At 60.4% G+C, this 14,027-nt stretch carries 9 protein-coding genes; 4 read left to right on the forward strand and 5 right to left on the reverse strand.

Annotation, left to right across the window (positions count from 1 at the left end; translation table 11 throughout):
• The first annotated feature begins 84 nt into the window (after positions 1-84).
• Together WI754_RS12660 and WI754_RS12665 are read left to right on the forward strand one after the other, a co-directional pair.
• Positions 85-1,407 (forward strand): protease, encoded by a 1,323-nt coding sequence (locus tag WI754_RS12660; RefSeq protein WP_349433774.1) that lies wholly within the window; start codon positions 85-87, stop codon positions 1,405-1,407.
• Positions 1,408-1,565: 158 nt separating this feature from the next.
• Positions 1,566-2,627, forward strand: a complete 1,062-nt coding sequence (locus tag WI754_RS12665; protein WP_349433776.1) for a hypothetical protein — start codon at positions 1,566-1,568, stop codon at positions 2,625-2,627.
• A gap of 69 nt (positions 2,628-2,696) precedes the next feature.
• On the opposite strand, the gene WI754_RS12670 is transcribed toward WI754_RS12665, so the two are convergent.
• The 5 genes from WI754_RS12670 to WI754_RS12690 form a co-directional block, all read right to left on the reverse strand.
• Positions 2,697-4,052, reverse strand: coding sequence for an esterase-like activity of phytase family protein (locus WI754_RS12670; protein ID WP_349433777.1), 1,356 nt, complete (start codon positions 4,050-4,052; stop codon positions 2,697-2,699).
• A gap of 109 nt (positions 4,053-4,161) precedes the next feature.
• Entirely contained in the window at positions 4,162-5,232 is a 1,071-nt protein-coding gene (locus tag WI754_RS12675; protein WP_349433778.1) for an adenylate/guanylate cyclase domain-containing protein, read from the reverse strand.
• 208 nt (positions 5,233-5,440) lie between these two features.
• Complete coding sequence (gene rnd / locus WI754_RS12680) at positions 5,441-6,586, reverse strand: ribonuclease D (protein WP_349433779.1); 1,146 nt, start codon at positions 6,584-6,586, stop codon at positions 5,441-5,443.
• An 83-nt stretch (positions 6,587-6,669) separates the two neighbouring features.
• Positions 6,670-8,073 (reverse strand): multicopper oxidase family protein, encoded by a 1,404-nt coding sequence (locus WI754_RS12685; protein ID WP_349433781.1) that lies wholly within the window; start codon positions 8,071-8,073, stop codon positions 6,670-6,672.
• Positions 8,074-8,161: 88 nt separating this feature from the next.
• Positions 8,162-9,400, reverse strand: coding sequence for an MFS transporter (locus tag WI754_RS12690; RefSeq protein ID WP_349433783.1), 1,239 nt, complete (start codon positions 9,398-9,400; stop codon positions 8,162-8,164).
• A 368-nt stretch (positions 9,401-9,768) separates the two neighbouring features.
• Between WI754_RS12690 and aspS the strand changes: the two genes are divergently transcribed.
• Complete coding sequence (gene aspS, locus WI754_RS12695; protein WP_349433784.1) at positions 9,769-11,559, forward strand: aspartate--tRNA ligase; 1,791 nt, start codon at positions 9,769-9,771, stop codon at positions 11,557-11,559.
• Between the two features lie 161 nt (positions 11,560-11,720).
• Complete coding sequence (locus tag WI754_RS12700; protein ID WP_349433786.1) at positions 11,721-13,922, forward strand: calcium-binding protein; 2,202 nt, start codon at positions 11,721-11,723, stop codon at positions 13,920-13,922.
• Positions 13,923-14,027: the final 105 nt, after the last annotated feature.

Raw genomic sequence — 14,027 nt, forward strand, 5'->3', positions numbered from 1 at the left:
GCGGATTGCGCAGGTCCTCACGGCGATATATTTGAATGCAACCTATAATTTTAGCTTATTTTATGAATTGTTGCAGGGGAAGTGATGGCGAAGATTGCCTACCGAAACACCAGTCACGGCGTCGATATGCTCGCACCCAACGTCGCCGGCTTGTCGGAATATGCACAAGCGTCCTGGTTGACGACCGAGATCAAAGTCTTTCATGATTCAAGCAATTATACATTGTTTGGAGGCACCGGGCTGAAGGTCTCTTCGACCTCAGGCCAGATCACCGATATCACCGCCGGCATCGTCAACACGATTAAGCTCGTGATCGGCGGGACGACCGTTTCGTCAGTGACGGGTTTGAATGTGTCGGCGGCCAAGCTTGGTGACGCGATTTTCGCCGAGAATGACGCGGCATTCATGTCGCTGATCCTTTCGGGCAACGACACCGTCTACGGCACGAAGTATGACGACGACCTTGTTGGCGGCAACGGAAACGATACCCTGTATGGCAACGGCGGATATGACAAGCTTCATGGTGGCGCCGGCGCCGACAAACTCCTAGGCGGCTTCGGAGTTGATACCGCCTACTATCATCTGGCGAGAAAAGGCGTGGTCGCAAGTCTTGCCGATAGTTCGGTCAATACCAACGACGCCCGCGGAGACACCTATGTCTCCATCGAGAATCTGGCCGGATCGCGCTATGGCGACAAGCTCTATGGCAATAGCAACGACAATTTTCTATGGGGCCAGGAAGGCAACGATTTTCTGGATGGGGGAAGCGGCAAAGATAATTTGTCGGGCGGTGCTGGCGCCGACACGCTGCGCGGCGGGGCCGATTACGACTTCGCCAAGTATTCTGATGCCGCCCGCGGCGTCACCGCCAGCCTTGCCAATGCCTCCATCAATACCAACGACGCCCGCGGCGACACGTATATTTCCATCGAAGGCCTGAAGGGCTCCGACTTTGCCGATAGCCTTTACGGCAACAGCGAGTCAAATGCGCTTTGGGGATTTGACGGAATCGACATTATCAATGGCTCTGGTGGCGACGACGTGATTGTGGGTGAAGCCGGCGCGGACGACCTAACCGGGGGGGCGGGCAAAGACATATTCGTCTTCAATTGGGTTTCCGATTCGACGGTTTCGGCGTCAGGCTGCGATACGATCTTCGACTTTTCCGGCGCCAGCGGCGACAGAATCGATCTCAGACTCGCCGATGCCAATAAGTTCCTTTGGGATAGCGAGACATTCAGCTTCATCGGGACGGCTGCGTTCAGCGGCAAGGCTGGAGAACTGCGCTTCGACAAGATGGCGTCCGACACCTATATCTACGCGGACCTCGATGGCGACAGCACAGCCGATTTCGCCATTCATCTCGATGATGCGGTGAGCCTGAGCAAGGGCTCTTTCTTCCTCTGACCATCCGCTGCCGCGCCACGGTGCTGTACTGCGGCTGCATCCTTCTGAAACGGTTCGCCGGAAATCCACGTCGCGCTTCATTGCAAAACGGATGACCGGATATATAGTTCGCCCGGCCGAGCGGCGGGTATGCCGGTCTATTGAAACGGGATGTCAGAATGGCGGTATTGACCTACAGAAATCCTGGCGACGGGGTCGATATGTCCCTTACCGACGGTATCGGCAGCCTCTTCGACTACTCCAATTTTACCTCGAGTTCGACCGCGATCGTTTTCTACGACGATTTCGAGAACTACGCGTATTTCGATGGCTGGAACCTGTCCGTGGAAACGAGCCACGGCAGTTTTAAAGATATTACCGGCGGTACGCTCACGGGCCTCACGCTCGTTGACGATAACGTCGTTTTCCTCCGGGTCACCGACGCCAACATATCGGCGGCCAGGATAGCCGATGCGGTCCAGACGAATGATGGTGCGAGTTTCCTCTCGCTGCTGCTCGCAGGCAACGATACCGTCAACGGGACACGTTACGCGGACGGATTGCTCGGGCTGGCGGGAAACGACACGCTGAACGGCAATGGCGGCAACGATGTTCTTGCAGGAGGCGCCGGGGCGGATCGGCTGGTAGGCGGCATCGGCGTGGATACCGCAACGTACCAGCTGGCAACAACCGGGGTGACGGCGAGCCTCGCGAATCCGTCGATCAACACGGGCGAGGCCAAGGGCGATACCTATTCGTCCATCGAAGCTCTGACCGGCACGCCCTACGCCGACAGGCTGTACGGGAATGCGGCCGGCAACAGAATTGTCGGTGGCTTCGGCAATGACGTGATGGCAGGCGGTTCAGGCGCGGATAGGCTGATCGGTCAGGTCGGCGCTGACGACCTTTTCGGCGGGGCGGGGGCTGATACGTTCCGTTTCAAGGAGCTTTGGGAATCCACTTTGGCATCCGCTGGCCGCGATACGATTTTCGACTTTTCCGGTAGCCTCGGCGACAGGATCGACCTGAGTGTCATCGACGCGCGCTACGGCACCCCGGAAAATGAGGCCTTCACCTTCATCGGCACCGCCGCCTTCAACGGCAAGGCCGGTGAGCTGCGCTACGAGAAGAAGGCCTCCGACACCTATATCTATGCGGACGTCAACGGCGACGGGAAAGCCGACTTCTCCATCCAGCTCGATGATGCGGTGACGCTGGCCAAGGGCTATTTCGTGCTCTGACCACCCGCTGCCGCATGAATCGAGCGGCCCCGTAATTCACGTTACGGGGCCTTTGTCGTTCCGTGCCGATTACTTGGCGTTCAGGAATTCGCCGACTTCGAGCAGGACGAATTCATTGTCGTCGGCCTTGTCGAGCGAGCGGCCGGCCGAGAAGGGCAGGTTGTTGTCGTTGCCGACGATGATGTGGGTGTCGTCGATGCGATCGACATTCTCGGTGGTGACGAACGGCATGTCGTAAAAGCCTTCGCCGCCGCCCTGGCGCTTCCTGTTGTCGGGATCGGCGATCTTCAGGAGATCGATATAGCCGATCTTGCGCACCGCCTTGCCGGCGTTTTCATCGGTCATCTCGATCTTGTAGATGCGCTTCACCTTGGAGCCGACGGCGAAGCAATCCGGCTTCGGTTCCTTCGGGTTGGCGCAGGCCTTGTCGACCGTGCCGGCACCGTTGTCGCGCTCGATCACGAGAGCCGTCTTGTCGTCCAGCAGGTTGAAGTCGCCGATCGCTTCGCCGCCTTCGGCGAGCGGATAGAGCCAGCTGCGGCCGGTCCAGACTTTCGACGCGACATCGAGTTCGACGATGCGCAGAGCCGGGCGGCCTTCGACCCGCTCGACGTTCTCTCCGTCGGTCCAGATGGGACCTTCAAGCAGGCCGTAGAGCTTGGCTCCGTCCTTGGACAGGGCAAGGCCTTCATAACCGCCGGAACGCTTGATGTTGAACGCCGGCATCGGCTTCGACGGGTCGGCCTGGACGGCGAGCGTCGGATTGTCGGGCGACATCACCGGCTTGCCGTCGACCGTCGTCGCAACGACCTCTGTGAGCTTGCCTTCAAGATCGAACTTCAGGACGTAGGGACCGAACTCCTCGCCGACCCAGAAGCCGTCGGCAACCGGCTGGATCGATTCGACGTCGAAATCGGCGCCGGTCAGGTAGCGCTTGGCAGCGCCTTCCATGACGATCGGGAAGGGCGCCTTCTTGTCCGGATCAGTGAGGAACACTGTCTTCAGCGCCTCGACCTTGCCGGCGTCCCAGTCGATCCTGATGTTGTGCAGCATCAGCATCGTGTCTGAGGAGTTCAGCTTGCTGCCGAAGCCGTTGTCCGACAGGCTCCAGAAGGTGCCGTCCGGCATCGTCTTGATACCGGAGAAACCCTGCATCGGCTGACCGTCGAACGGCAGCGAAAGGCCGGTCAAACGCACGCCGTCCTTGCCCGGCACGGTGCCGAGCGCCTCGGTGCGCTTGCGGTCCGGCGTCGTGAACTTGCCGGAGGTCTTCAGATAATCGGCCGCATCGGCGGGGGCGGCGATGATGGTGTTGGCCGGCAGCACGGCATGGGCCGAGAGCCTGGCCGGGAAGACCGTGTCTTCGGCAAGGGCGGCGGTGGTCAAAAGGCCGAGTGCCACGGAAGCGAAAAGAGCGTGTTTCATCATGTCCCCCTATGAGCGGTTTGAATAAGGGGTTTCGCTTAGCAGGAGTTTGATGTCGGCGAATTGACGCCTGGATGAAGCTTTGGTGACGGCGGCTATGGCCGGCCGGTCATTCGGCGGGGATCCGCAGATCGAACGTTTCGGCGACGGCCGCGACCTTGGCCCGTGATTTCAGCGCCATGACCCCGAGCGTTTGGCCGCGTCCCTTGACGGCATGGACGCCGAGATCGTCGATCGCGATCGTTTGCGGAAGCTTGATCCGTTCGGCGAGCTCGGCCGAGATCAGCACCGGCCTGTTCAGCGTCTTGCACAGCGATTCCAGCCGCGCCGTGGTGTTCACGGTGTCGCCAAAATAGGCGATCTTGTGGTGGTGCACGCCGATTTCTGCGGTGATAATCGATCCGCCATGGAGAGCGGCCCGCAGCCGCGGCACCTGGCCGAACCGCTTGCGCCAGGCCTCCGCATCAGCTTCGATTTCGTCAAGGATATCGAAGATGCAGCGAACGCAGCGCGCATGTTTCACGCCTTTTTCCAATGGCCAGGTAACGATCGCGGCATCGCCGACATAGTCGTCGATCGCGCCCTTGTGACGCCGGACCGGTTCCGCGAAGGTAGCAAAGAGGGCTTTCAGAAACTGCTGCGCGCGCAGGTCGCCATGCTTTTCGGCAAAGGATGTCGAATCGGCGAGATCGATGAACAGGAAGACGCGTTCCTCTTTCACCGGCGTGCGATAGCGGCTGATCAGCATGCTGGTGAAGACATCGTGGCCGAGCAGATCGCGGACGCGCAGAATGAAGACGATCAGGGCGCAGACGGCGAGCGCGTAGAGAAACACGTTGAAAGGCATCATGACGATATCGGCCAGCGACTTCGGCTCGATGAGCCCCAGCCACCACATCAACAGCGCCGCCACCGCATAGCCGGCGCTCATCAGAACTTCGTAGATCACAAGCGCTGAAACGATGAAGACGGGCGTTGGAAGCCGCTCGATCCGCCGGCTCAGCGGACGAAACAGCAGTCGGCGTTCGAAGGCGATAATCGGCACGCCCATGAAGGCAGCGAAGACCGCGCCGATGATCACGGGTTCGCCGGGATAGACCACAAGGCCGTAGAGCACGCCGCTCAACGCCATGCCGAGCGTGATCATCAGCCAGTTCTCTGTGGGAGATATTTCTCTCATGACACCCGGTTCACCGTGGCAATGGACGGCATTGTTCCACTTGTAGGCGTGGGGTCAAGCGATTTCGCGTGACCGTATTGTCGCAGCTGCGTTCATGCGCAGTTCGGTCCCAATGTGCCAAGGTCGTCGGCAGCGCACTTCCTGCCGACAGGAAGCTTGTCGACAAGATCATCAAGGGTGCCAGGATGCACCCTTGATGCCGGATGGCTCAAAGCTCGACGGCCTCGATCTTGCGGTCGACGAAACGCAGCGCGACTTCGCCGTTGATCAGCTTGAGCGCAGTGTCGCCGAACAGCTCGCGGCGCCAGCCCTTCAGGGCGCCGACATCGGCCTTCGGGCCTTCCGAGGCGATGCGTTCGAGATCGTCGGAATTGGCGATGATCTTGGCAGCGACGCCCTGTTTTTCCGCGATCAGCTTGAGCAGCACCTTGAGCATTTCGCTGGCGGCGGCAGCACCCTCCGGCGACTGGTTCTGACGCGGCAGCTTCGGCATCTCGGACTTCGGCAGTTCGAGCGCCGCGTTGACGGCCTCGATGATCGCCGTGCCGGCTGCCGAGCGCTCCCAACCCTTGGGGATGGTGCGCAGGCGCGACAGCGCTTCGGCGTCCTTCGGCTGCTGCTGGGCGATCTCGTAGAGGCCGTCATCCTTGAGGATACGGCCGCGCGGGACGTTGCGGTTGCGCGCCTCGCGCTCGCGCCAGGCGGCGACCTTCTGCAGAACGGCCAGTTCCTGTGGCTTCTTCAGCCGCATCTTCAGCCGCTGCCAGGCGTCGTCCGGGTGGATGTCATAGGTTTCCTTGGCCTCGAGGATCGCCATTTCCTCGGTCAGCCACAGCGAGCGGCCTTCGCGTTCGAGCTCTTCCTTCAGATGCAGGTAGACCTCGCGCAGATGGGTGACGTCGGCCAGCGCATAGTCGAGCTGCTTGTCCGAAAGCGGCCGCCGGCTCCAGTCGGTGAAGCGCGAGGACTTGTCGATATGGACGCCCTTGATGCGGCTGACGAGCTGGTCGTAGGAAACGCTGTCGCCGAAGCCGCAGACCATGGCGGCAACCTGCGTATCGAAGATCGGATGCGGGATCAGCTTGCCGAGATTGTAGATGATTTCGATGTCCTGGCGCGCGGCATGGAAGACCTTGATCACGCTGGTATTGGCCATCAGTTCGAAGAATGGCGCAAGATCGATGTCCTTTGCCATCGGGTCGACGATGACGGCCATGTCCGGTCCGGCCATCTGGATCAGGCACAGTTGCGGCCAGAAGGTCGTTTCGCGGAGAAATTCCGTGTCGATTGTCAGGTACTGCCCCTGCGCCAGCGTTTCGCAGGCGGCGGCAAGTTCGGCGGTTGTCTCGATCATCAAACTTCAATCACTATGGCGGAAATGCGGCTATAAACTCATCCGATGTATCGCTTCGCGCCATGCGTCACAATGGAAAAAGCTCAGGCGATACGGAAATATCCCGACATTCCAGTCTTCTGATGCTCGATGATATGGCAATGCAACAGCCAGTCGCCAAGGTTGTCGGCGACGAGGCCGAGTTCGGCCTGCTCGTCCGGAAGCAACAGGATGGTGTCGGTTGGCGGCGGCAGCACCGTGCGCTTGTTGGAACTGAGGATGCGGAAGCTGAGGCCATGCAGGTGGATCGGGTGCGCGTGCGGCGTGCGGTTGCGCACCTGCAGCACATAGCTCCTGCCGAACTTCAGTTCCGAAAGCGGCGCCACCGGATCGGGCGTATCGCCCGGCCACGGCACCTTGTTGACCGCCCAGAAGGTATAGCCGAGCGTGCCGCAGATGCTTGGGGCAGGCGCATGCTCGGCCGTCGCGGTGAAATCAAGCGGAATGCGTTCGGCGACGGAAAGATCGGCCTCCAGCACCGGGTTGGCCGGCAGCGGTTTCACGTCGCGGATATCGCGCTTCAGCGACGTCCCGGTTGCCCGCAATGTTGCGATGGTCCACGGAGAAGAGCCGCGGAAATTGCCGAGCCGGACCACCGTGCCCTCTGTGTCCGGCATGCGCAGGATCAGGTCGACGCGCTGGCCGGGGCCGAAATCCAGCCGGTCGAGCGGGAAGGGCTCCTCGACCGGATTGCCATCGAGCGCGATGACGAGCGTCGGCGCGCCTTCTATCCCAAGCGTGTAGATCCGCGTGACATCGGTCGCCGCCAGCCGGACGCGCACGAGGCCACCGGACGGCGCGTCGTAGACGGGCTCCTGCTGCCAGTTGGCTGTGCGGATCGTGCCATAGGTGCCGCCGCGCGCCGCGTCGCGTGGCTTGAAGGGCGCGATGAAGGCGCCGCCGGCACCCAGCCGCCAGTCGCGCAGGTTGAGCACGATTTCCGCATCGAAGACCGGATCGTCGGCGTTCTCGACGACGATGACGCCGGTCAGCCCGTGGCCCATCTGGGTCAGCGTGTTGCAGTGCGGATGATACCAGAAGATACCGGCATCCGGCGGCGTAAAGGCATAATCGAAGCCGTCGCCGGGATAGACATAGGCTTGCGTCATCTCCGGCACGCCGTCCATGGCGTTGGCGATGCGCAGGCCGTGCCAGTGGATCGTCGTCGGCTCGTCAATGCCGTTCACGAGCCGAGCGGCAAACGGCTCGCCCTTTTTCATCCGGATCACCGGCGGCATGCCCGTCGCTGCGGCATCGCTTGTCCCATAGGTCATCACCTTTGGCGTGATGCCATCGTTGGCGAGCTTCGCATCGGTGAACTGGGCCTTGAGCAGAAGCGGCGAGGGGGCCGCGGCACTGCGTCCGGCCGCGAGGCCGGCGCCGAGCGAGAAGGAGGCGGCTGCGGCGGCCGATCCCTTCAGAAGCGTGCGGCGGCTGATGGCTGACATAAGGAATGGTTCCGGCAGTTGAGATGCTTGCGCTTCTTAAACTTGACGGCATCCTTCAGCAATTGGAAAGCGACGGTACCGTGAACGGTTACACGTCCTTCTTTTCCCCGGGTGCTGCCGCCAGCTTGTTGAAGAAGGAGGAGGTGCGCAACAGGTTGCGGAAGCGCATCGAACGCTCGCCCGCCGGCACCGCGCCACGCGCCGTCATGCGCTGCAGCGTGTAGAGCATGAAGGCGGCAAGCACTGCGGCCGTATAGATGAACAATGCCTGCGGTCCGAAGATATCCAGCATGAAGGAGGCAAACAGCGGGCCGACAACGGCGCCGCACGACCAGAAGAACAGCATGCCCGCAGATACCAGTGCATGCTGGCCTTCGGCGGCATGGTCGTTGGCATGGGCCGAACAGAGCGAATAGAGCGGCATGGCGAAAGCGCCGAAGACGAAGATGCCGATGAAGTTCAGCCACTCGTCGCTGCCGGCGAAGAAGGCGAGGTAGAGACCGGCGATGAGCGAGCCGAAGGTGGCGAAGAGAATGATCAGCCGCCGGTCCAGCCGGTCGGAATAGAGCCCGAGCGGATATTGCAGCACGACGCCGCCGATGATGCCGACGCTCATGAACGTGGCGATCGCGGTGATCGACAGGCCGATACCCTCGGCATAGATCGGTCCGAGCGAGCGGAAGGTCGAGTTCGTCAGTCCGACGACGATGCAGCCGATCGTGGCGAGCGGCGAGATGTTCCATAGCGCCTTGATGTCGAACTTGATCGCCGCCGGTGCGCCGGGGCTGGAGCGGTCGGCAAAGGAGATCGGTACGAGCGACAGCGTCAGCGCCATCGAGACGATGGCAAAAAGCTGGAAGCCTTCGATGCCGACGGTCGGGATCAGATATTGCGCCGCCGTGACCGAGCCGAGGTCGACCAGGCGGTAGATCGACAGCGTCCGCGCCCGGTTGGAATTCGTCACCCGCGCGTTCAACCAGCTTTCGACGGTCGCGAACAGGCTGGCGAAACAGATGCCGGCAACCAGCCGCATCAGGAACCAGAACCATGGATCGATCAGCAGAACCATGGCGATCGACGCCGCCGAGGCGATTGCCGCCATGGCCGAAAACGTGCGGATATGGCCGATCGAGCGCAGGATGCGCGTCACGTAGATGCAGCCGATGGCAAAGCCGATATTGTAGCCCGTGCCGACGAGGCCGATCAGCGAGGTCGAAAAGCCCTCCTGCAAGGCTCGCAATGAAATATACGTTCCCTGCAGCCCGTTGCCGCCGATCAGAATGCCTGCGGTGACGAGGAGGGGGATGAGCGGACGTATATGCGACATGGAAGGGAAAAATCCGGATTTCGGCGGCGACTCAAAGCAGATCGGCTCGGCCACAGAGTGTTTTAGCCGCGGATCGGCCCAGAAAACAGCGGGAATTTCGCCTTTTTCTGCCGTTTCCTGCTGAATTGATCGTGAAAACAAGCACGCGCTGCCGTCGCCGGTATCGCACGGACGACGCCGTCTAGAGATAACGCCTGCTGGCCGTTCCCGGGGCGGCGCGATGTCGCCGCAAAGCTTGCCTGCGGTCTTGCCAACAAAGCTCCGGCCTTGACAAATCGGCCTCACCATGCGCTTTTCCGCCCGATTTTGACGCTGCCGCAGCGCGCTTTGGCGTGGCCGCGCGGCACCCTTGGTTCCAGGATAATATGATGCACCCTTACCGCAGCCACACTTGTGCCGCTCTCAGCAAATCCGATGTCGGCCAGACCGGCCGCCTGTCCGGCTGGGTTCACCGCGTCCGCGACCATGGCGGCCTGCTGTTCGTCGACCTTCGCGATCACTACGGCATGACACAGATCGTCGTCGATCCCGACAGCCCGGCCTTCAAGGCGGCAGAAACCGTGCGCGGCGAGTGGGTCATCCGCGTCGACGGCCTCGTCAAGGCCCGTTCGGACGAGACCGTCAACAAGCACATGGCGACCGGCGAGATCGAGCTTTACGCGCAGGAGATCGAAGTGCTCTCCGCCGCCAAGGAGTTGCCGCTGCCGGTGTTCGGCGAGCCGGACTATCCCGAAGACGTGCGCCTGAAATACCGCTTCCTCGACCTGCGCCGCGAAACGCTGCACCGGAACATCGTCAAGCGCACCCAGATCATCGCCGACATGCGCCGCCGCATGTCCGAGATCGGTTTTGCCGAATATTCGACGCCGATCCTGACGGCATCCTCGCCGGAAGGCGCGCGCGACTTCCTCGTTCCTTCCCGCATCCATGAAGGCAAGTTCTTCGCTCTGCCGCAGGCGCCGCAGCAGTACAAGCAGCTGCTGATGGTTGCCGGCTTCGACCGCTACTTCCAGATCGCGCCCTGCTTCCGCGACGAAGACCCGCGCGCCGACCGCCTGCCGGGCGAATTCTACCAGCTCGACCTCGAAATGAGCTTCGTCACCCAGGAAGACGTCTGGAACACGATGGAACCGGTCCTGCGCGGCGTCTTCGAGCAGTTCGCCGAAGGTAAGCCGGTGACGCAGCAGTTCCGCCGCATTCCCCACGAGACGGCGATCCGCACCTACGGCTCGGACAAGCCGGACCTCAGAAACCCGATCGAGATGCAGGCCGTGACCGAGCATTTCGCCGGCTCCGGCTTCAAGGTCTTCGCCAACATGATTGCGTCGAACCCGAAGGTCGAGGTCTGGGCGATCCCGGCCAAGACCGGCGGCTCCAGAGCTTTCTGCGACCGCATGAACGCCTGGGCACAGTCGACCGGCCAGCCGGGCCTCGGCTATATCTTCTGGCGCAAGGAAGGCGAGAAGCTCGAAGGCGCAGGTCCGCTCGCCAAGAACATCGGCGAGGAGCGCACCGATGCGATCCGCACGCAGCTCGGCCTCGATGACGGCGACGCCTGCTTCTTCGTCGCCGGCGACCCGGCCAAGTTCTACAAGTTCGCAGGCGAAGCCCGCACCCGCGCCGGCGAGGAACTGGACCTCGTCGACCGCGACCGCTTCGAGCTGTGCTGGATCATCGACTTCCCGTTCTACGAATGGCTGGAAGACGAAAAGAAGATCGACTTCGCCCACAACCCCTTCTCGATGCCGCAGGGTGGTCTCGAAGCATTGAACACGCAGGATCCGCTGTCGCTCAAGGCCTACCAGTACGACCTCGTCTGCAACGGCTTCGAGATCGCCTCTGGCTCGATCCGTAACCAGCTGCCGGAAGTCATGGTCAAGGCCTTTGAACTGACCGGCAAGTCGGCCGAGGAGGTCGAGGAGCAGTTCGGCGGTCTCTACCGCGCCTTCCAGTACGGTGCCCCGCCGCATGGCGGCATGGCAGCCGGCATCGACCGCGTCATCATGCTGCTCGTCGGTGCCAAGAACCTGCGCGAAGTGACGCTGTTCCCGATGAACCAGCAGGCCCAGGATCTCCTGATGGGCGCCCCGAGCCCGGCAACGCCGGCGCAGCTGCGCGAACTCGCGCTGCGGGTCATCCCGACGGCGAAGAAGGACTGAGGTCTCCCGTCAATTTGTGAGCTTGGAACCCGGCAATCCTGATTGCCGGGTTTTTGCGTTTAGGCTGACAAGAAAAGCTGAATTCGCAACTTATGGTAATGACTTTGGTTTGGCATTTGGGTAAGGCAGGAGCATAAACGCTTATTTCGAAAGGTTATTATATGTCTTTTGGGGCCGGTAAAATAACGACGGTCAATACTTCCGACCTGCACTATTCCGTGTATGACACCGCGATGACCCTGCTCGATGATGGCGGTTGGATTGTCAGCTGGGATGCGGAGAAAACCGGCGATAGTGGTATCGGTTCGTTCATTCAACGATATAACGCGGCGGGTCAGAAGACCGGTGGCGAGGTTTTTGTTGCCAGCGTTCCATTCCCTTCGGAAGAGTATTCCCCGACCTATGCCGGTTCCGACGTCGTGGGTCTTTCCAGCGGGGGCTGGGTTGTCGCCTGGGCGACGGAGAACTCTGCGGCCGGTGGGACGGGCAATGAGGTTTATCTTCAGCAGTACAGTGCCAGCGGTGCGGCGATCGGAACGGCGGCCCTTGTCAATACGACGACGGCCGGCCACCAATTCGACCCTGAGATCACCAGTTTGACGAATGGTGGCTGGGTCGTGAGCTGGACATCTTCCGCACAGGACGGTGACGGCTATGGGGTCTTTTACCAGCAATACGATGCTCTCGGTGTCAAAGTGGGGGCAGAAAGCCAAGTGAACAGCTCTTCCGGCGGCGATCAGAGAGACCCGGCCGTGACCGCCCTTTCTGGCGGGCGTTGGCTTGCAACGTGGACAACCTACGATCCCGACACAAAGAAGGGGGGCGTCAATCAGCAGCTTTTCGATGCAGCGGGCCAGAAGGTAGGAGCGGAGACCCAGGTCAATACGAAGAGCAATGGGTACTTTTCGGATTCATCCGTTACGACCCTGTCCAACGGTGGTTGGGTCGTGACTTGGCATTGGACAAATAGTGGTCACAACGAAATTTATCAGAAGGTCTATGACGCGTCGGGCACGGCAATTTCTTTGTCGGATATCAGTGTGGGGCAGACCAAGGGATATGGTGGCGCGTCGGACCCCGTTGTCGCCGCACTGTCGAGCGGTGGTTGGGTCGTAGCCTGGAACTATTTCGGCGTAAACGACTCGGACGGCATTTACATTCAGGTTTACGACAAAAGCGGCAAGGTCATCGGCACACGACAAATGGTCAGCGCCGACGGCGACCAGGTGGATACTCCGGCGATAACCGCCTTGGAAAATGACGGCTTCGTCGTGTCGTGGGGAAACGTGGGCAATGGCACGCTCACCATTGAGCAACGGCAGTTTTCCGGAAAAAACGCGGCACCGTCTGGTACCAACACCGTGCTGTCGCTCAAGGAAGACGCGAAGCACGTGTTTGTTGCGAAGGATTTCGGGTTCGTCGATAAGGATGGCGATAGTCTTGCCGGGGTGGTCATTTCTGCGATTTCCTCTCACGGCTCGCTGAAGCTTGACGGAAAACTCGTATCTGCCGGTCAGGTGGTTAAAGCCGCGGACTTTGCCAAGCTCAGTTGGACGCCGGATGCGAACATCAATGGCGACTCTGTAACGGCTTTCAGCTTCAAGGTGATGGACAGCGGCGACACATTTCACGGTGGAGTCAACATCGACCCGACACCCAATTGGGTACGGTTCGACATTGCTCCGGTGGTTGACAACATCAAGGGTACGCCCAGCGACAACAAGCTTTTTGGCACCAGCGATGACGACATTCTGACCGGATATGCGGGAAATGATCTTCTGAACGGAAAAGGCGGAGCTGATCAGATGTTCGGCGGCGTGGGTAATGACACCTATATCGTCGACAATATCAAGGACATCGTGAATGAATCAGATTTTGGAGGCGGCTTCGATACTATCAACGCATCGGTAAGTTATGTCGCCGAGTGGGAAATTGAGTGCCTAATCTTGACTGGAAGTGCGGATATCGACGGCACGAGTGATGGTAAATTCATTTTTGGAAATGCCGGCAACAACCGCCTGACAGGAGGCTACGGCGCGCTTTTCGGGGGAGCCGGCAATGACATATTGGATGGCCTCGATGGCCGCGATGTATTGACCGGCGGAGCCGGAAGGGATGTTTTCGTGCGCCTATACAAGGACACAACATCCGATACGATTACCGACTTTGACGCGGTTGGGTTTGACCACGATCTGCTGAACCTGCAGGGATTTAAGCTGACAACCTCCTTTGCAACGTTCAAGGCAAAACATGTGAAGCAGTACGGCGATGACGTCCATGTGGAGAACGACCACGGCAAGGCATTGTTCATACTGGAAAATGTTAGCATTGCCGACATCGGCAGATCTGATTTCCTGTTTTGACGTTCAAACAATAGATTGGCCTGCTTGAACCCGGCACATGTGTGCCGGGTCAGACTGAAAATTGGAACTTTCTCCGAGCGGGGCTGTTGTTACAACCACAGAAGC

The organism is Pararhizobium sp. A13 (assembly GCF_040126305.1).
Lineage (GTDB): Bacteria > Pseudomonadota > Alphaproteobacteria > Rhizobiales > Rhizobiaceae > Pararhizobium.

What these genes read in the sequence shown, in the direction of transcription:
- WI754_RS12660 (WP_349433774.1), top strand. Translation starts at nt 85, where the DNA reads ATGGCGAAGATTGCCTACCGAAACACCAGTCACGGCGTCGATATGCTC.
- WI754_RS12665 (WP_349433776.1), top strand. Translation starts at nt 1,566, where the DNA reads ATGGCGGTATTGACCTACAGAAATCCTGGCGACGGGGTCGATATGTCC.
- WI754_RS12670 (WP_349433777.1), bottom strand. Translation starts at nt 4,052, where the DNA reads ATGAAACACGCTCTTTTCGCTTCCGTGGCACTCGGCCTTTTGACCACC.
- WI754_RS12675 (WP_349433778.1), bottom strand. Translation starts at nt 5,232, where the DNA reads ATGAGAGAAATATCTCCCACAGAGAACTGGCTGATGATCACGCTCGGC.
- rnd (WP_349433779.1), bottom strand. Translation starts at nt 6,586, where the DNA reads ATGATCGAGACAACCGCCGAACTTGCCGCCGCCTGCGAAACGCTGGCG.
- WI754_RS12685 (WP_349433781.1), bottom strand. Translation starts at nt 8,073, where the DNA reads ATGTCAGCCATCAGCCGCCGCACGCTTCTGAAGGGATCGGCCGCCGCA.
- WI754_RS12690 (WP_349433783.1), bottom strand. Translation starts at nt 9,400, where the DNA reads ATGTCGCATATACGTCCGCTCATCCCCCTCCTCGTCACCGCAGGCATT.
- aspS (WP_349433784.1), top strand. Translation starts at nt 9,769, where the DNA reads ATGCACCCTTACCGCAGCCACACTTGTGCCGCTCTCAGCAAATCCGAT.
- WI754_RS12700 (WP_349433786.1), top strand. Translation starts at nt 11,721, where the DNA reads ATGTCTTTTGGGGCCGGTAAAATAACGACGGTCAATACTTCCGACCTG.